Here is an 18,214-nt window from a genome sequence, read left to right as displayed (position 1 = left end):
GTTTAGCCCGACTTTGGTATTTTCCGGAGGCGATAAGGCGTGATTCACTCCGCTGCGAGTTCTCTCGATCTGTGATCTGAAAAATCCAGCCCCTGGTGCTCGCACAGGCGACGGTAGAGGCCGCCTTTGCGATAGAGGCTGTCGTGGTTGCCCTCCTCCACAATGCGCCCCTTCTCGAAGACCAGAATGCGGTCGAGACTGCGCACGGTGGATAGGCGATGCGCGATGACGATCGAGGTTCGTCCCACCATCAACCGCTCCATGGCCTGCTGGATCTGCACTTCCAGCTCCGAGTCGAGAGCCGAAGTCGCCTCGTCCAGGATGAGGATCGGCGCATCGGCGAGGAACGCCCGCGCAATCGCCACACGCTGACGCTCGCCGCCCGAGAGCTTGATGCCGCGCTCGCCGACGAGCGTTGCATAGCCCTTCGGCAGGCTCGTGATGAATTCATGCGCATTGGCAAGCCGCGCAGCGCGCTCGATCTCCTCCATGCTTGCGCCGGGCCTGGCATAGGCAATGTTCTCCGCGAGCGTCCGATGAAACAGGATCGGCTCCTGCTGCACGATGGCGATCTGCGAACGGAGCGACGCCTGGCTGACATCGGCGATGTTCTGCCCATCGATGCGGATCTCACCGTCATTCACGTCATAGAGACGCTGGATCAGCTTGACGAGCGTAGTCTTGCCTGACCCCGACGGTCCCACGAGACCGACACGCTCGCCCGCACGGATCGTCAGCGACAGATCCGTATAGAGCGGCGTGTCGTGGCCCGCATAATGGAAGGTGACGCGGTCGAACTCCACCTCGCCGCGCGAGATGTGGATCGCGCCCGCGCCGGTACGATCGAGCACGCCGATCCTCTCCCCTGTGATTGCCACAAGCTCTTCCATGTCGTTTACGGAGCGGCGCAGGTTGTTGATGTGCATGCCCACATCGCGCAGGTAGCCATGAATGACGAAATAGGTGGTAAGCACATAGGCAAGATCGCCCGGCGTGGCGCGGTTGTTCCACCACAGCCAGATGGCCGTGCCGATGATGGCGACGCGGATGCCGAGCAATGCGGTGAACTGCGTCGTGCCGCTATTGGTGCCGCGCTGCCAGAGGCGCCGAGTGCGGCTCTGCCACTTGCCGACCACGCGCGTGAGGCGCGCGTCCTCACGGATTTCGGCCCCGAAGGCCTTCACGACCGGGTTGCAACTCAACGCATCCGCCAGCGTACCGCCCATGCGCGTGTCCCAAGAATTCGCGAGTCGTGCAGCGGGGGCGACATAGTGCATGGCCAGCAAGCCCGTCATCACGATATAGGCCAGCGAGCTCAAGCCGATGACCACGCCCATGATGGGCCAGCGCAGGCCGAGTACGATCATCGAGCCCGCGAGCACGGTGAGCGAAGGGAGCAATGCCAGGAGCAGCGTGTCGTGCATGAGGTCAAGCGCCCACATGCCGCGCGTGATCTTGCGCACGGTCGAGCCTGCAAAGCTATTGGCGTGCCAATCCGTGGAGAAACGCTGCACGCGCGCGAAAGCATCTCGCCCCACGCGCCCCATGATCCTCAGGGTAAGTTCCACGATTCCGTAGAATGCCAGATGCCGCATCACGATCATGAGGAGGCCGAGCCCCGTCATGATGGCAAAGGCCATGAGAGCCGCGTTAAGGGCAGCCTCGCGATTGCCCTCGCCCGCTGCGATAGCATCCACGAGACGACCCGCGAAGACCGGCATGAACACATCCGCGAGCGTGGACATCATGATTGTCCCGGCAACGAGCGCCACATAGCGCGGCTCGTTGCGCCAGTGCCGGAAGGTGAATCTCAAAACGTCGCGGGTCGCGTCCCCGCGCTTGGTTTGCTTCGTCATGGACTTAAACAGGCTGCGCCGGGCGCGCCTCTCCTGGTAACGTGGACAAGCATCACAGAAGCCACAGCAGAGGCCAGGAGCTGCCCGATATTCGGCGAAATGGGAAAAAGGCTTATACGTGCGGGATCAGATGTCCCGCGAAGACGGACCTAGGAACGTCCGGACGCGGGAGGAACGTTGAGCAAGCGTTTCACAGCCATGCAGCCCTCCCTCTTTCAAAAAAGCCTGCGCGCAAGATAGTTCAGTTGCGTCAACTTGGCAACCGCCTGATTGTTTCAGTGGTCACGCTGTCAATCGATGGCGTTGTTTACTGATGAAACGTCCAGAGAAGACTCTCGCTCAGTTCCTTCAAGGTTTCCACCGCATCGGGCCTCTCTCGGGCGACCGCTGTGATGATGGCGTCGGCGAGTGCGAAGGTTGCGGACGGCGAGTTCGGCAGCAGGCGGTTTCGGGCCGGGGCGAACAGGGTCATGTCGGCGATGGACGCGAGCGGCGAAGTCGGCGCATCCGTCAGCGCCAGCACGGTCGCTCCGCGCTTCTTGGCGAGAGTCGTGAGATCGACGGTGCCGCGGGAATAGCGCGGGACTGAAATGGCGATCACCAGGTCTTCCGCGCCGTTGATCGTCGTGATGTGCCGGATGGCCTGCTCCGGCCCACCGCGCGATGAGGCGAGAATCACGTTGGCATCGAGATAAAGCGCCAACCCCTCCTCGAGATGTGCGGCCACGTGGTGGCTCACGCCGGAACCGACGATGAAGATTCGCCGCGCCTCCAGAAGAGCCTTCATCGCACGGGAGGCGATCTGCTCGTCGAGAGCCGAGATCGTCTCGCTCAGGTTGGCGGCTTGGTCCTTTAGGGCGGTGACGAGGGTCGAGAAGGCCGACCCTTGAGTGCCGTGTGCATCCGCGAAACTATCGACGGGCGCCATCGCCAGACGCAACGCTTCCGAGAGCGCCGCCCTGAATTCGCTGTAGCTGCCATAGCCGAGGGCACGCACGAAACGGGTGACGGTCGCGGTGGAGGCGCCGCTGCGCTCGGCGAAACCCTCGATCGTCATCGTCGCCGTTTCGAGAGGATGTTGCAGCACGAAATCCGCCGCGCGGCGGGGGGCGCCGTTGAGCGAGGGGTAGGCGGCCGAGATCCGGTTGGCGAGGTCCGTCGTTGGCTTCAAGGCATGAGACATGGACGCTCCGCACAGATTGACGTCAATAGATTTTCATGATTTTTAATTTGTGAAAATAAATCTGTCAAAAAGGCAGTACCCTCGGGAACGGAGAAGAAATCCAATGCATCGTCCACTCATATCCGCCTTGATCGCCGGCACCTGCCTGCTCAGCGCTCCTGCATGGGCTCAGTCCCTCAAGATCGCGCTCAGCTCAGAGCCGACCGCCATCGACCCACATTATCACGATCTGTCGCCGAACAATGCGCTTGCGGCTCATATCTTCGACGGATTGACCAAGCAGGACGAGAAGCAGAAGGTTCTGCCCAGCCTCGCGACCTCCTGGGAGAACGATGGCAAGACGCGCTGGACGTTCAAGCTGCGCCAGGGCGTGACGTTCTCGAACGGCAAGCCCTTCACCGCCGATGACGTGATCTTCAGCTTCTGCCGCACCTTGAAGAACGAGACCGCGATTGCGGGTTCGTTCGCCGACATCACCGGCAACTTCACGGCGGTTGAGGCGCCTGATCCGCACACCATCGTTATCACCACGAAGGCTCCTGATCCGCTTCTGCCGAACTTCCTGTCGGCTGTCGCTATCCTGAGTTCGTCCGTTCTTCCGCACGACAAAATCACCTTCGACGTCGCCAAGAATTGCGGCGTGACCGGAGCATGGCCTGTTGTCGGCGACTTCAACGACGGCAAGCTCGCCATCGGCACCGGCCCCTACAAGTTCAAGAGCTACACGAAGGGCACGAGCATCGAGCTCGAGCGCAACGAGAAATATTGGGGCCCCGCCGAGCCGTGGGCGAACGTCACCTTCGTTCCGGTTCCCAATGCCGGCCCGCGCCTGGCTGGCTTGCTGGCAGGCGATTACGACGTGATCGAGAATCCCGCCGCGCGCGATCTCGGCCGCATCAAGGACGACAAGCGCTTCGGCCACGTGATCACTCCCTCGACGCGCGTGATCTACTTCCAGCTCGACGTGGAGCGCGAGCCGAGCCCGTTCGTGAAAGCCGACAACGGCAAGAACCCGTTGAAGGATCCGAAGGTGCGCAAGGCGATGTCGCTCGCCATCGACCGTGACGCCATCGTGAAGCGCATCATGGACGGCGCGGCAGAACCTGCTTACCAGTTCCTGCCCGCAGGCATGTTCGGCGCTCTGACGAACCCGCCCAAGATGGCCTACGATCCGGCGCAGGCGAAGAAGCTCCTGGCCGAGGCTGGCTACCCGAACGGCTTCCAGGTCACGCTGGCTACGACCAACGACCGTTACATCAACGACAGCCAAATCACGCAGGCGGTTGCGCAGTACCTGACTCAGGTCGGCATCCGTGCCGATGTGGACGCGATGGCACGCGCCATCTACTTCCCGCGCCGCGCCAAGAAGGAATTCAGCCTGGCCATCGGCGGCTGGGGTTCCACGAGCGGCGAGGCCTCGTCCTTCCTGCGTCAGTGGCCCGCAACTCCTGACGAGGCGAAGACCATCGGTGGCTCGAATTACGGCGGCTATGCCGATCCGGAATTCGACAAGCTCATCCGCACGGCCATCGTCACTCTCGACGACGCCAAGCGCTCCGAGCTTCTCCAGCAGGCCGGCGTGAAGGTCCTCGAAGGCGGCGCGTTCATTCCGCTGCATTTCGAAAGCACTGTCTGGGCCTATAAGTCGAACCTGACCTATGTGGGCCGCGCCGATCAGTTCACCATGGCCATGCAGGTAAAGCCGGCGAAGTAAAAAGCCATCACCAATCGAAACCGCGAGCAGACCGGAACGCCTGACATGACGGCTTATATCTTGCAGCGTCTGATCCAGAGCGTTCTGGTTCTTCTCGCGGTTTCCATCGTGGTCTTCCTCGCCGTCTATGGCATCGGAGACCCGATCGAGCTGCTCGTTCCTCCGCAGGTCAGCGCCGCCGAGCGCGCCGCGATGATCCGTCGCCTCGGGCTCGATCTGCCCATCTGGCAGCAATACCTCTCCTTCCTCGGGAATGCCCTGCAAGGCGATCTCGGCCGCTCCTTCGTGCATGGCATTCCGGCGGTCGACCTGATCCTGGGCAGGCTGCCTGCGACCTTCGAACTCGTGTTTCTGGCGATGAGCCTTGCCGCCATCGTCGGCGTGCCGCTAGGCCTTCTCGTTGGCCTCAACCCTGAGAGCCGTGTAAGCCGCGCGATCATGGCCGGCACGATCCTCGGCTTCTCTCTTCCGAGTTTCTGGAAGGGCATGATGCTCATTCTGCTCTTCAGCGTGTTTCTCGGCTGGCTGCCGACAGCGGGACGCGGCGAAACGGTTTCCGTTCTCGGCATTCCGATCAGCCTGCTGACGCTCAACGGCCTCAAGCATCTCACCCTGCCCGCGCTCAACCTCGCCATTCCGAACATGGCGCTGATGATCCGTCTCGTCGCGGCCGGAACGGCGGAAGCGAAGACGCAGGATTACGTGAAATACGCCCGCGCCAAAGGCGTGCGCAGCAAGCGCATCGTCGGGCGGCACATCCTGCGCAACATCCTGATCCCGGTCGTGACGGTCGCAGGCATGGAATTCGGAAGCCTCGTCGCCTTCTCGACCATCACCGAAACGGTGTTCGCGTGGCCGGGCATGGGCAAGCTTCTCATTGACAGCATCTACCAGCTCGACCGTCCGGTTGTCGTAGCCTACGTGATGCTTGCGACCCTGCTCTTCGTCGCCGTGAATTTCCTGGTCGACGTTCTCTACGCGGCGCTCGACCCCCGCGTGAAGTTGACGGGAGAAATGGCATGAAGCCGCTGAAATCGGCACCATCGACTGTGCCGCACTACGCCGACACGCCTCTCCGGGAGAAAGTGCTGCGCCGGATCAGGAACCGCCCCACCACGCGCGGCGCGATCATCCTTCTCGGCATCCTTCTGCTTCTGGCTTTGCTCGCACCCTTCATTGCGCCGCAGAATCCGCATGACCTCGCGTCCTTGAGCGTGATGGACAACCGCCTGGAGCCCGGCGCGCAGGGGATGACCGGCATCACCTATTGGCTCGGCACCGACGCGCAGGGACGCGACATGCTGAGCGCGATCCTCTACGGCCTTCGGACAAGCCTCCTCGTCGGTCTGACATCGACTGCGGGCGCCCTTGCCATCGGTATTCTTGCGGGGCTTGTTGCCGCGCAATTCGGCGGCGCTATCGATGCCGCGATCATGCGCGTAGTCGATTTCATGCTCGGCTTCCCGTCGATCCTGATCGCCCTTGTCCTGCTCGCCTCGATAGGCAGAGGCGTCGACAAGGTGATCCTTGCGATCATCCTGGTGCAATGGGCGCAGTATGCCCGATTGATGCGCGCTTCCGCGCTTGTCGAACGGCGCAAGGAATATATCGAGGCCGCCGTCAATTTCGGCCTCCCGACACGCCACATCATGCTGGCGCATCTGCTGCCGAACTCCATCGGAGCCGTGCTTGTCGTCTCCACCATCAGCATCGCCGGTGCGATCACTCTCGAAGCCACCCTCTCCTTCCTCGGAGTCGGCGTTCCGGTTACGCAGCCTTCGCTCGGACTTCTGATCGCCAACGGCTTCGAGTTCCTGTTGTCGGGAGAGTACTGGATCGCCGCTTTCCCCGGCATCGCGCTCGTGCTCCTCATCATGTCCCTCAACCTCGTGGGCGAACGCCTGCGCCGCAGCTTCAACGTGAGGGGCTCATGACATCGCCGCTGCTCGACGTTCGCGGATTGAAAACCGTCTTTCACGATCTCGCAGGCTCTTGGCCCGCCGTGGACGGCGTCGATCTTGTCGTCAAGCCGGGAGAGATCGTGGGCCTCGTCGGAGAATCCGGCTCTGGCAAATCCGTGACCGGTTTCTCGCTGGTGCAGCTGATCGACGCTCCCGGTGAGATCGTTGCCGGAGACGTACTGTTCAACGGCGAGGATCTGCGGCAGGCCTCGGAGGAGCGCCTGCGCAGCCTGCGCGGCGACCGCATCGCGATGATCTTCCAGGATCCGCTGATGACGCTCAATCCCGTGCTGACCATCGGCGAGCAGATGTGCGAGGCGATCCTGGAGCATCGCTCATGCAGCCGCGAAGAAGCGATGAAGGAAGCCTCCCACGCTCTGTCGCGGGTCGGCATTTCCTCGCCCGATGCACGGCTGAAGCAGTATCCGCATGAATTCTCGGGAGGCATGCGCCAGCGCGTCGCGATTGCAACCGCCCTTCTGAACAAGCCGGACCTGATCATCGCGGACGAGCCGACGACGGCCCTCGACGTGACGATCCAGAGCCAGATCCTGTTCGAAGTGCAGAAACTCAGCCGCGAGACAGGCACTGCCGTTCTCTGGATCACCCACGATCTTGCTGTGGTTGCCGAACTCGCTGATCGTGTCGCCGTCATGTATGCCGGACGCATCGTCGAGACAGGCACCGTCGACGACGTTCTGGACCGTCCCCGCCATCCCTACACGCTCGGCCTGCTCAGCTCCTCCGCCGCGACCGTTGCTCCGGGCGAGCGCCTGAAGCAGATCGACGGAGCCGCTCCCAGCATCGATGCGCGTCCGAGCGGATGCCCGTTCCGCCCACGGTGCGGACGTTCCCTCCCTCTCTGCGCGCAGATTGATCCTCCCGCCCAAGTCCAGGCCGATGGACACAGCTATCGGTGCCACAACCCCGTGACTGAGGGCAGCGCCCTATGAACGCTCCATTCTTCGAGCTGCGAGATGTGAAGAAGCATTTTCGCGGCAAGCAGACATTCGCACAGCGCCTGCTCGCCGCGACCGGCAACGCTCCTCTGCCTGCCGTCCTGAAAGCGGTCGACGGCGTCGATCTCAGCGTGATGCGTGGAGAGGTGCTGGGTCTCGTCGGTGAATCCGGCTGCGGCAAGTCCACCCTTGCGCGCATCGCCACAGGCATTTCCAATCCCAGCGCCGGCAGCATCACCTATGAAGGCCGCCCGGTCGCGGAGCTTCGCGGCAAGGATCGCCTGAACTATCTGCTCAAGGTTCAGATGGTGTTTCAGGATCCCTATGCATCGCTCAATCCACGCATGCAGGTGCGCAACATCGTCGGCGAAGCCCTGCGGGTTCATCGTCTTCTGCCCAGGAGCGAAATCGATGCTGCGGTTGACAAGGCCCTGACCGAGGTCGGATTGGATCTCGCCTACAAGAACCGTTACCCGCATCAATTCTCCGGCGGCCAGCGCCAACGCATCGGCATCGCACGCGCGCTCGCGGTGAAACCCGATTTTCTTGTGTGCGACGAGCCGGTCTCGGCGCTCGACGTCTCGATCCAGGCGCAGGTGATCAACTTGTTCATGGATATTCGCGAGAAGCATGGGCTGACCTATCTGTTCGTCAGCCACGATCTCGGTGTCGTCCGGCATATCAGCGATAGGGTCGCGATCATGTATCTCGGGCGCATCGTTGAGATCGGGCCTGCTTCCGCTGTCTTCGCCGAGCCCGCGCATCCCTACAGCGCGGCGCTGATCGCCGCGAGCCCATCGACCGCACGGCGCAAGCGCGCGTTTCAGCCGCTCAAGGGCGAACTGCCCTCTCCTCTCGCGCCGCCGAGCGGCTGCCCGTTCCATCCTCGCTGCGAACACGCCATGGCGAAATGCCGTGAACTCCGCCCGATCCTGAAAGAGATAGCTCCCGGACGCAGCGCCGCCTGCCATTTGCACAATTCGGACAATTCATGAGCACCACCACATTGACCCCTGAGATCGGCCGCTCCACGCTTGCTTATCTCGACCCTTTCCATCCCGACCGGCCGATCGAGGTGAATGTCTATCGTCCGGAAAGCCATGGCCCTGACGATCCGGTCGTGATCGTACAGCATGGGATGCTCCGCAACGGCGACGAATATCGGGATTTCTGGATTCCCGCCGCGGAGAAGCATCGCATCCTGATCGCCGCGCCGACTTTTTCGGACAAGCATTTTCCCAATGCTGAATCCTACAACAACGGATTGATCATCGACGATGCGGGAGCCCTTCGCCCTTTCGAGAAGTGGCTCTATTCGGTTCCTGCCCGTGTCTTCGCCGCTCTGCAGAAAGGCGGCGTGACGCGCCGTGCGAAAGCGCGCCTTTATGGTCATTCCGCCGGCGGGCAATTCTCGCATCGCCTCCTGGCCACGCAGGATCACGGTCCCTTCGAAGCCGTGGTCGCCGCTAATCCGGGCTGGTACACACTGCCGACATTGCAGCGCAATTTTCCCGAAGGCCTCGGCGGTCTCGGTCTCGATGAATCCGCGCTCTCGCGTTGGTTCGCATATCCGATGCACATCTTCGCGGGCGATCAGGACATCAGCACGGACGATCCGAACCTGCCCGCCCAGCGTGAAGCCCTCGACCAAGGCCCGCACCGCTATGGACGCGCGCATTTCGTCTATGACTTCGCACGCCATGAAGCCGAACGCCTGGAGTTGCCGTTCAACTGGAAACTGATCCGCGTCGAAGGCGTAGGCCATGACGGCGCCGCGATGTCGCGTGCTGCCGCCGCCTATTGGTTCGAGGGACGCATTCCACCCGCCGAGGAATTGGTATCGGTTGAAGCAGGCGCCCTGTAACGTATCAGATTCAGCAGAGTTCGGAGCAAGATCATGAACATTCGAAACGAGATCTGGCAGCATGTGGATGCAGCCAAGGACCGGCTGATCGCCTTGAGCGACCGGGTCTGGGGAATGCCCGAAGTCTGCTACACCGAAGTGCGCTCCGCCGCCGAGCACGCCGCCGAATTACGGCATCAGGGCTTTCGCATCACCGAAGGCATCGCGGGCATTCCTACCTCCGTCATTGCTGAAGCGGGTGAAGGTGGACCGGTCATCGCTTTCCTCGGTGAATACGATGCGCTTCCCGGCCTGAGCCAGGAATCAGGCGTCGCGGAACATCGCCCCATCGAGCCCGGCGGGCACGGCCATGGCTGCGGCCACAACCTCCTCGGATCGGGCGCGATGCTCGCCGCAATCGCCTTGAAGAACTGGCTTGCCGAAAAAGGCATTCCAGGCCGCGTTCGGTATTACGGCTGCCCTGCCGAAGAAGGCGGCGCAGCCAAGGCCTTCATGGTGCGCGCGGGCGCCTTCGATGATGCCGACATCGCGATCTCATGGCATCCCTACAGCTTCTGGGAAGTGGCGCCTGCCCTCTCACTCGCCAATACCCGCGCCGATTTCGCTTTCACCGGCCGCGCGGCTCATGCCGCAGCCGCTCCCCATCTGGGACGCAGCGCGCTTGATGCGGTGGAGCTGATGAATGTGGGCGTGAACTACATGCGCGAGCACATGCCCTCCGACGCGCGCGTGCATTACGCCCTTCTGGACACCGGCGGCATCGCACCCAACGTCGTGCAGGCCTATGCCCGTGTGCGCTACTCGATCCGCGCCATGGACCTGCAGGGCATGCTCGACCTCGTCGAGCGCGTGCACAAGATCGCACAAGGCGCCGCTCTCATGACGGAGACGAGCGTCGAGATGCGAATCGTCAGCGCCGTATCGAACACGCTCGGCAACACGCCACTCGAGCACGCTCTGCACAACGCCATGGAAGAGCTCGGTCCTCCGTCCTTCGACGAGGCGGACCGCGACTTCGCCAAGAAGATCCGCGCGACCCTGTCCGAGCAGGAGATCGCCTCCGTCTACAAAGCCATCGGCCAGCCGAAGACAGATGCGCCGCTTGCCGATTTTCTCGTGCCCCTCGACTCACCGCGCAAGCCGATGATCGGCTCCACCGATATCGGTGATGTGAGCTGGGTGGTGCCGACCGTCCAGGCCCATGCGCCGACGGTGGCAATCGGAACGCCGTTCCATACCTGGCAGATCGTCGCTCAAGGCAAGATGCCGGCCGCGCACAAAGCCATGGTACATGTAGCCAAAGCCATGGCCGCAACGGGCATGGCCGCGATCACCGATCCGTCCCTGATCGCGGCGGCCAAGGCCGACCTCGCGGAAAGAACCCGTGAGACGCCGTACGTGAGCCCGCTGCGCGAAGGCGTCGAGCCGCCTCTGGACATGTCGCGGAATTGAGAAGGCCTACCAGCAGCGCCAGGATCGTCCGCACCGGCTCGCGGGCTCCTGGCGCTGAGCGCCAAAAGCCCATTCGGTTCCAGCCTAGGCCTGGGATAGGGAGGATTTCGATAACTAGCAGGGAAATGGCGGAGACGGAGGGATTCGAACCCTCGATACCCTTTTGGGGTATGCTCATTTAGCAAACGAGTGCCTTCAGCCTCTCGGCCACGTCTCCGTTCGCGACAGAACAGGGCTTAAAACCCTGCCTCGCAGGTGGCGCAATAGACGCGAACCGCCGCCCTTCGTCAAGGCCAAAAAGAGGGGCTGCCCCCTGCAATTCCTGCCCCTGACCTGGGCCATGGGCTCGCCTCGTGTTAGGAGGCAACGCAACCTCGAAAGACAGGAGCCTTCCATGGCGGAAATCAAGCGGATCGGCGTTGCCGCCCGTTACAGCGACCTCGTAATTCACGGCAATACGGCCTATTTCTCAGGCTATGTGCCCGAGACCAGTATCGGCCAGTCGGTCACCGAGCAGACCAGGGACGTGCTGGCCCAGATCGAGCAGTCGCTCACCGAGATCGGCAGCGACAAGTCCAAACTCCTGCAGGCCACGATCTGGCTGACGGACATGGCCTCCTATGACGAGATGAATGCAGTCTGGGATACCTGGGTGGTGCCGGGACATACGCCTGCCCGCGCCTGCGTTCAGGCCCGGCTCGCCGATCCGGACTATGCGCTGGAGATCCAGGTCACCGCCGCCCTTTAAGACGGCTACGGGGGTGATCAGGCCTGCTCGCCCTTGTTCGCCCTCGCCAGGGCCTTCACACGCTTCTTCTCATAGTGCTTCGCCAGGCGCAGATGGCGCCAGATGGCGTAGTTCATGGCGATCAGGAAGCCATAGGTGCCCCGCAGGAAGTGCAGGCGCCCGAAATAGGCTTTGATGAAGGCTGCCGGGAACTCCACATAGACCCGCCAGGTGGGGATGGAGATCCCCCTCACCTCGAGATCGAGGGCGAGCTGGTCCGTGTAGAAATTGAGCTTTGCGATCTGGTCGCCAAGGGAGCGGATCGACCGATGATGAACGAGGCCCTTGAGCTTGCCCACCTTCGTCCCCGGTTTCAGCTCGACCCGGTCATGGACGAGGGAAGTCGAGTACCGGCCCGCATCCCTCCGGTAGAGACGGACGGGGGACAGGCGATAGGCCAGAGGGTGAGGCGCGGCCTCGCCCGGATAGGTCTCGGCGATGGGGAGGCCATAGGCCTGACAGGGAGGCTCGCCATGGGCGAAGAGAGCCTTGATCTCCTCCCGCAGGACCGGCGACAGCTCCTCGTCAGCATCGATGTTGAGGAGCCATTCGTGGCGGCATTGATCCTCGCCGAAGCGCTTCTGCAAGCCATAGCCCGGCCAGGAATTGAAGATCACCCGGGCACCGAGTTCCTCGGCAACCGCCTGCGTGCCGTCGGTCGAGCCGGAATCGACCACGACCAAATCGTCCGTCAGGTCCCGGACAGCGCGGATCGTCGCGCCGATCCGGTCGGCCTCATTCTTGGCAATGATGAAGACGGACAGAGGAAGCATGGCAACGGGTGCCTAGCCGCCCTCCCGCAGGAACGCAAGAGGTACCAAGCGCTTAGCGTCGTCTAGCCCGTGCCCTGTTGTTTTTAGGCCGCGTGCATCAGCCCTTCCGCCTCCATGGCCCTGCGGACCATGGGACGGTTCGATACCTCATGCATGAAGGCTTGGACCGCCGCGTATTCCGACAGGTCGATCCGATGAAACCGGGCCCAGCTCAGGACGGTGAAGCAGTAAGCATCCGCCACGGTGAACCGCTCGCCCATGAGGTACGACCTCCCCTCGAGACGGCTGTCGAGATAGGAGAGACGGCGCTGAAGATATTGAACCGCCAGCCGCCGGGCCGCATCGGGCATCGACCCATCCCACAAAGGGTCGAACCCCTTGTGCAACTCCGTGGCGATGAAGCCCACCCATTCCTTGACGCGGTAGCGCTCCAGACTGCCCAGCTCCGGCAGGAGTCGGTGATCGGGCACGCGGTCGGCAAGATATTCCAGAATGGCGGAAACCTCCGTCAGCACCTCGCCGCAGCTCAGGGCAAGAGCCGGCACATTCCCTTTGGGATTGATCTTGTCGAAGAGCGTTCCGGACGCTGTTGTCTGTGTGTTCAAGTCAACCCGGTCGAACTCGATGTCGAGACCCGCTTCACAAGCAATGATGTGAGGCGCGAGAGAGGATGCGCCAGGGCTGTAATAGAGCTTCATCACACTCAATTCCTATTCCCTGTCCGCAGGGAAAAACAAAGGTAACGTAACGTAATTCTGTTAAAATAATCAGCTTGTCCGGATTTCAAGACCAGCCCGGCAATCTTTAGAATGTTATATCAATTTGAGGCAGGATTATGCCCGGCCGAGAGAAGGTCCCCATCGGCTCTCTGTTTCTGATCGTGGCTATGCCCCTTGACGGAACTGCGGACCCGTAATTCGGCGAGCAGCGGAAAGTGATCTGAGGCGATGCGCGTTAGCATGTTGCGCACCGGCGCGGCCTTCACTACCTCCACCGACTTTGTAACGAAGACATGATCGAGACGCAGCACCGGAGCACGCGTGTGAAAGGTCGGCTGCGGCTCACCGTGGGGATTGGAGAGCTGCGCATCCCGCAGGCGATTGGCGATCATGCGGTAGGAGCGCGAATAAGGCGGCGCATTGAAATCGCCCAGGAGGATTGCCGGATCGGCGCAATCGGGGTGCCCGATCCAGTCGGAACCAACGAGGGCGGCAGCCTGAGCCCGACGCTCGCCCGAGCGCAGGGACAGATGCGCGTTGATCACATTCACCTTCTGCCCGTCGATCTCGGCGCAGACCCATAAGGCGCTGCGTTTCTCGAAGGACGGCTTCGTGGACTGGGTCGGCAGACGCTCCGACTTCACAAGGCGGGCCGGGTGTTTGGTGAGAACGGCGATGCCGTATTGCTCGCCGAGGATGCGGATCGTGGGCTGAAAATGGAGTTCCATGCCGAGCGCATCCGCCACGCCGGCGGCCTGATCGATCTCCCTCGGACCCGTACGGCCGACCCTCACCTCCTGAAGCGCGACGATATCGGGCTCGCAGGCCGCAATCACCTCGGCGATCCGCGTCGGTGAGATTTTCCTGTCCGTGCCTAGCCAGCGGTGAACGTTGTAGGTGAGGATCCGGAACGGGCGTCCGTGATGATCGCTGTGCTTCAAAGGTCGATACCGGCTTGGACAAGGGTGAACATGCATGGCCTTCGAATGGACCGTGCGGCGGCAGGTTGCCCCGCGACCTATGGTGCAAACGTGTCGGATCAATGACCCATCATCGGCCATGGTTCCGGCCGCACGCAATCATCAAAAGGTCGCTTGACCTTCCCATGATTGGAAGGATTACACCCTGACACCATATGATGGATCAGGAGATTCAAGATGGCCGCCACAGATCGCACAACCTCCGGCAACAGCTTCGACATTCCCGTGCAGGGCATGAGCTGCGCCTCCTGCGTCGGGCGCGTCGAGAAAGCCATCAAGGCGGTCGAGGGAGTGACCGCCGCGAACGTCAATCTGGCAACGGAGCGGGCGCATGTCTCCTTCGCGCCGGACAAGGCCGATCCTCATGCGGTCGTCGAGGCGATCCGCGCGGCAGGCTATGAGCCGGCCGGGAGCCATGTGGACCTGAAGATCGACGGCATGACCTGCGCCTCCTGCGTGGCGCGGGTGGAAAAGGCGCTCAAGCGCGTGCCCGGCGTCGTGGAGGCCCATGTGAACCTCGCCACGGAACGGGCTTCGGTTCAATATATCGGCGGCGCGGATACGGTCGGCCGGATGGTCGAGGCGGTCGATGCCACGGGCTACGCGGCCAAGGAGATCCGCCAGGATGCCGATCAGACGGACCGCGAGCGTGCTGCCCGCGAAGCCGAGATCGCGGGCCTGCGCCGCTCGCTCATGTTGGCGGCCATCCTCACCCTGCCCGTTTTCGTGGTGGAGATGGGCTCGCACCTCATTCCCGCGATCCACGATTGGGTGATGAACACCTTGGGCCACCAGACGAGTTGGTATCTGCAATTCGCACTCACCACGCTCGTGCTGTTCGGGCCGGGCCTGCGCTTCTTCAGGAAAGGCGTTCCTGCCCTCCTTCGCTGGGCGCCCGACATGAATTCCCTCGTGGTGCTCGGCACGAGCGCGGCCTACGCTTATTCCGTCGTCGCAACGTTCCTGCCGACGCTGCTGCCGGCTTCCATGCTCAATGTGTATTACGAAGCCGCCGCCGTGATCGTCACGCTGATCCTGCTCGGGCGCTTCCTGGAAGCGAAGGCCAAAGGCCGTACGTCGGAAGCGATCAAGCGCCTCATTGGACTTGCGCCGAAAACCGCACGCGTCATGCGCGATGGCGAAGCGATGGAGATTACGCTCGATCAGGTACAGATCGGCGACATCGTGCAGGTGCGCCCCGGCGAGAAAGTGCCGGTCGATGGCGAGGTGGTGGAAGGCTCCTCTTATGTCGATGAATCCATGATCACCGGCGAGCCCGTGCCCGTGCAGAAAGCGCAAGGTTCCGAAGTGGTCGGCGGCACGATCAACAAGACAGGCGGCTTCACCTTCCGCGCCACGCGCATCGGCGCCGATACGGTGCTCTCTCAGATCATCCGCATGGTCGAGCAGGCGCAAGGCTCGAAGCTGCCGATCCAGGCTATGGTCGACAGAATCACCACGTGGTTTGTGCCTGCCGTCATGGCTGCGGCGGCTTTGACTTTCCTTGTCTGGCTGATCTTCGGACCTGAACCGGCTGCGACTTTCGCGTTGGTCAATGCGGTCGCCGTGCTCATCATCGCTTGTCCCTGTGCCATGGGATTGGCGACGCCCACCTCGATCATGGTCGGTACCGGGCGCGCGGCGGAACTCGGCGTTTTGTTCCGTCAGGGCGAAGCGCTGCAGAGCCTGAAGGAAATCGGCGTCGTCGCTCTCGACAAGACCGGCACGCTCACGCAAGGCCGTCCCGACCTAACGGATTTCGTCACCGCCGACGGTTTTACAGAAGCCGAGACACTGAAACTCGTCGCAGCCGTCGAGGCGCGATCGGAACATCCGATTGCGCAGGCCATCGTTGCGGCGGCGGAGCGTCAGGGTGTCGTTCTGCCCGCGACCGATAGCTTCGAAGCCGTACCCGGCTTTGGTGTCTCCGCCACGGTGGAAGGGCGCAAGGTGGATGTGGGTGCGGATCGCTTCATGCAGAAGCTCGGCCTCGATGTGGGCATCTTCGCCGACACGGCGACGCGCCTCGGTGAAGAAGGCAAGAGCCCGCTCTATGCCGCCATCGACGGCAAGCTCGCTGCCATCGTCGCCGTCGCTGATCCGATCAAGCCTTCGACGCCTGAAGCAATCGCGGCACTGCATCGCCTAGGCCTGAAGGTCGCGATGATTACCGGCGACAATCGCAGGACGGCGGAAGCCATCGCACGACGCATCGGCATCGACGAAGTGGTGGCGGAGGTTCTGCCCGAGGGCAAGGTCGAGGTGGTGAAGCAGTTGCGCCAAACGCACGGCAAGATCGCCTTCGTCGGCGACGGCATCAACGATGCTCCGGCGCTTGCCGAGGCCGATATCGGCCTCGCCATCGGCACGGGCACTGACATCGCCATCGAAAGCGCCGACGTGGTGCTCATGTCCGGCGACGTACGCGGTGTGGTGAATGCGATCGGCCTCTCGAAAGCGACGATCCGCAATATCGGAGAAAACCTGTTCTGGGCCTTCGCCTATAACGTGGTGCTGATCCCGGTCGCGGCGGGCGTGCTTTATCCCGTCAACGGCACCCTGCTCTCGCCCATCGTGGCGGCCGCGGCTATGGCGTTGTCCAGCGTGTTCGTCGTCGGCAATGCCCTGCGTCTTCGCCGCTTCAAGGCTCCCATCGATACACGGCAGGAGATTGCTCCTGCCGTCCAAACTGCAGAAGGTGTGGCATGAATATCGGACAGGCAGCAACAGCCTCCGGCGTTTCCGCCAAGATGATCCGCTACTACGAATCCATCGGGCTCATTCCGAAGACATTGCGCACGGAAGCGGGATACCGCGTCTATTCGGATCACGATGTGCATACATTGCGCTTCATCCGCCGCTCGCGCGATCTCGGCTTCTCTGTCGAGCAAATCGCCGATCTTGTCTCGCTGTGGCGTGACCGCGAGCGTGCGAGCAAGGACGTGAAGACGATCGCACTCGATCATGTGAGCGTGCTCGAACGCAAGATCCGCGAATTGCAGGAAATGGCCTCGACCCTCAGGCATCTCGCGGAGAATTGCTGTGGCGATTCACGCCCTCATTGCCCGATTTTGGAAGAGCTTGCGAGCGACGAGCCGCTGCCCGTTCACACCAAGACGGATGCGAAGTTCGGGGCGCTGGGAAAGGCCTGATTAAACGGCCATCTCCACTTCGCGGCTGCGACCGAGTTCGCCCATCCAGCGTGCGAGTTCGGGCTGGCGCTGAATTTGGCGTCCGTAATGCCGGCGCAAGCCTTCGACGAGACGTCCCTTGCGGGAGAGAAGATCATCCGCGAAGCCGATCATGAGCGAGTTGGGCCAAGCCTGCGGCCTGATCTCGGCAAGGCGCAGGAACAGGTTGTCCTCGCTCTCGTCCGGATAGGTCTGCGCCATGAGTGTCAGCATCGCCGCCGTCGAGCGCGACACGCCCATGTGGCAATGGACGAGAAGATGGCCCTCCGTGCGTCCGGCTTTGCCTGCCGCCACCTCGTCGCCGAAACGCAGCACGGATTCCACATGCTCGGCCCGCGGCAGGATCATGCCTTCGATAGGATTGATGATGTCGTGGAAGCGCAGGATCGTGCGGTGATGAGAAGCGTAAGTGCCGAAGGCTTCCGGATCGGGATGATCCGGATCGAGAATCGAGAGCACATGTGTGACCGCCCTCTCCTTCTGCTCCGGCAGTTCGGAGATGCCACAAACGGTCAGGAGCGAAATGGAGATGGGCTGCATGTCAAAAACTCGTGATGATCGGAGGCGATCACAACCTCCAGGGGCGGGCTTGGCCGTTGTACCCATGGAGGGAGAACAGCTTCAAGTCCATCACATCATTGTGTCCTTTTGAACACAGCTTTGCCTAGCCACATTTCTGCCATGTCGGTAACACCTTCTGGTCACCAGCGAGCTTATGAACTCCTGGTTAGATTACCGTTGCCGTTCCAAATAGCGGCAGCAGAAACGAAAAACC

Annotated in this window: 16 protein-coding genes and 1 tRNA gene; 10 read left to right on the top strand and 7 right to left on the bottom strand. The window is 62.1% G+C overall.

Translation table 11 applies throughout. From position 1 onward, the window contains the following. Positions 1-44 precede the first annotated feature (44 nt). Together MJ639_RS00705 and MJ639_RS00700 are read right to left on the bottom strand one after the other, a co-directional pair. Positions 45-1,856, bottom strand: a complete 1,812-nt coding sequence (locus MJ639_RS00705; RefSeq protein WP_243367769.1) for an ABC transporter ATP-binding protein — start codon at positions 1,854-1,856, stop codon at positions 45-47. A 307-nt stretch (positions 1,857-2,163) separates the two neighbouring features. Beyond that, the gene (locus MJ639_RS00700; protein ID WP_243367767.1) at positions 2,164-3,039 is read right to left on the bottom strand and encodes a MurR/RpiR family transcriptional regulator; all 876 of its coding nucleotides are present in this window, start codon (positions 3,037-3,039) and stop codon (positions 2,164-2,166) included. A 103-nt stretch (positions 3,040-3,142) separates the two neighbouring features. Here MJ639_RS00700 and MJ639_RS00695 point away from each other — a divergent pair, with 103 nt between their 5' ends. From MJ639_RS00695 to MJ639_RS00665, 7 genes are read left to right on the top strand one after another with little or no spacing between them, the layout of a single operon-like run. Further along, entirely contained in the window at positions 3,143-4,753 is a 1,611-nt protein-coding gene (locus tag MJ639_RS00695; RefSeq protein WP_243367765.1) for an ABC transporter substrate-binding protein, read from the top strand. Positions 4,754-4,798: 45 nt separating this feature from the next. Then, entirely contained in the window at positions 4,799-5,776 is a 978-nt protein-coding gene (locus MJ639_RS00690) for an ABC transporter permease (RefSeq protein ID WP_243367762.1), read from the top strand. Further along, positions 5,773-6,687 (top strand): ABC transporter permease, encoded by a 915-nt coding sequence (locus MJ639_RS00685; protein WP_243367760.1) that lies wholly within the window; start codon positions 5,773-5,775, stop codon positions 6,685-6,687. Before MJ639_RS00690 ends, MJ639_RS00685 begins: the two co-directional genes overlap by 4 nt. Next, positions 6,684-7,667, top strand: a complete 984-nt coding sequence (locus MJ639_RS00680; RefSeq protein ID WP_243367758.1) for an ABC transporter ATP-binding protein — start codon at positions 6,684-6,686, stop codon at positions 7,665-7,667. The genes MJ639_RS00685 and MJ639_RS00680 overlap by 4 nt, the downstream gene beginning before the upstream one ends. Next, positions 7,664-8,668 (top strand): ABC transporter ATP-binding protein, encoded by a 1,005-nt coding sequence (locus tag MJ639_RS00675; RefSeq protein WP_243367756.1) that lies wholly within the window; start codon positions 7,664-7,666, stop codon positions 8,666-8,668. Before MJ639_RS00680 ends, MJ639_RS00675 begins: the two co-directional genes overlap by 4 nt. After that, on the top strand, positions 8,665-9,537 hold the full coding sequence (locus MJ639_RS00670; RefSeq protein ID WP_243367754.1) for an alpha/beta hydrolase family protein: 873 nt from the start codon (positions 8,665-8,667) through the stop codon (positions 9,535-9,537). The genes MJ639_RS00675 and MJ639_RS00670 overlap by 4 nt, the downstream gene beginning before the upstream one ends. Positions 9,538-9,570: 33 nt before the next feature. After that, positions 9,571-10,989: a M20 family metallopeptidase gene (locus MJ639_RS00665; RefSeq protein ID WP_243367752.1), complete on the top strand. Its 1,419-nt coding sequence runs from the start codon at positions 9,571-9,573 to the stop codon at positions 10,987-10,989. Between the two features lie 126 nt (positions 10,990-11,115). Here the strand turns inward: MJ639_RS00665 and MJ639_RS00660 are convergent. Beyond that, positions 11,116-11,206 (bottom strand) — tRNA-Ser (locus tag MJ639_RS00660). 177 nt (positions 11,207-11,383) lie between these two features. Here MJ639_RS00660 and MJ639_RS00655 point away from each other — a divergent pair. Continuing rightward, the gene (locus MJ639_RS00655; RefSeq protein ID WP_243367750.1) at positions 11,384-11,737 is read left to right on the top strand and encodes a RidA family protein; all 354 of its coding nucleotides are present in this window, start codon (positions 11,384-11,386) and stop codon (positions 11,735-11,737) included. Between the two features lie 17 nt (positions 11,738-11,754). Here the strand turns inward: MJ639_RS00655 and MJ639_RS00650 are convergent, their stop codons facing one another. The 3 genes from MJ639_RS00650 to MJ639_RS00640 all read right to left on the bottom strand — a co-directional run bounded on the left by MJ639_RS00650 (position 11,755) and on the right by MJ639_RS00640 (position 14,209). Then, complete coding sequence (locus MJ639_RS00650; RefSeq protein WP_243367748.1) at positions 11,755-12,549, bottom strand: glycosyltransferase family 2 protein; 795 nt, start codon at positions 12,547-12,549, stop codon at positions 11,755-11,757. A gap of 83 nt (positions 12,550-12,632) precedes the next feature. Further along, positions 12,633-13,247 (bottom strand): glutathione transferase GstA, encoded by a 615-nt coding sequence (gene gstA / locus MJ639_RS00645; protein ID WP_243367746.1) that lies wholly within the window; start codon positions 13,245-13,247, stop codon positions 12,633-12,635. Between the two features lie 119 nt (positions 13,248-13,366). Next, positions 13,367-14,209: an endonuclease/exonuclease/phosphatase family protein gene (locus tag MJ639_RS00640; RefSeq protein WP_243367744.1), complete on the bottom strand. Its 843-nt coding sequence runs from the start codon at positions 14,207-14,209 to the stop codon at positions 13,367-13,369. 216 nt (positions 14,210-14,425) lie between these two features. Here MJ639_RS00640 and MJ639_RS00635 point away from each other — a divergent pair, with 216 nt between their 5' ends. Together MJ639_RS00635 and cueR are read left to right on the top strand one after the other, a co-directional pair. Next, positions 14,426-16,957, top strand: a complete 2,532-nt coding sequence (locus MJ639_RS00635) for a heavy metal translocating P-type ATPase (protein ID WP_243367742.1) — start codon at positions 14,426-14,428, stop codon at positions 16,955-16,957. Beyond that, positions 16,954-17,400 carry a Cu(I)-responsive transcriptional regulator gene (gene cueR / locus MJ639_RS00630; RefSeq protein ID WP_243367740.1) on the top strand — a complete coding sequence of 149 codons (447 nt, stop codon included), beginning with the start codon at positions 16,954-16,956 and terminating at the stop codon, positions 17,398-17,400. The genes MJ639_RS00635 and cueR overlap by 4 nt, the downstream gene beginning before the upstream one ends. On the opposite strand, the gene MJ639_RS00625 is transcribed toward cueR, so the two are convergent. After that, complete coding sequence (locus MJ639_RS00625; protein ID WP_243367738.1) at positions 17,401-17,979, bottom strand: tyrosine phosphatase family protein; 579 nt, start codon at positions 17,977-17,979, stop codon at positions 17,401-17,403. Between the last annotated feature and the right edge of the window lie 235 nt (positions 17,980-18,214).

This window comes from Microvirga solisilvae (assembly GCF_022808595.1).
In the GTDB taxonomy this organism is placed as follows: domain Bacteria; phylum Pseudomonadota; class Alphaproteobacteria; order Rhizobiales; family Beijerinckiaceae; genus Microvirga; species Microvirga solisilvae.
Note: the sequence above shows the minus strand (reverse complement) of the source record. Positions and strands in the feature narration are given on the sequence as shown.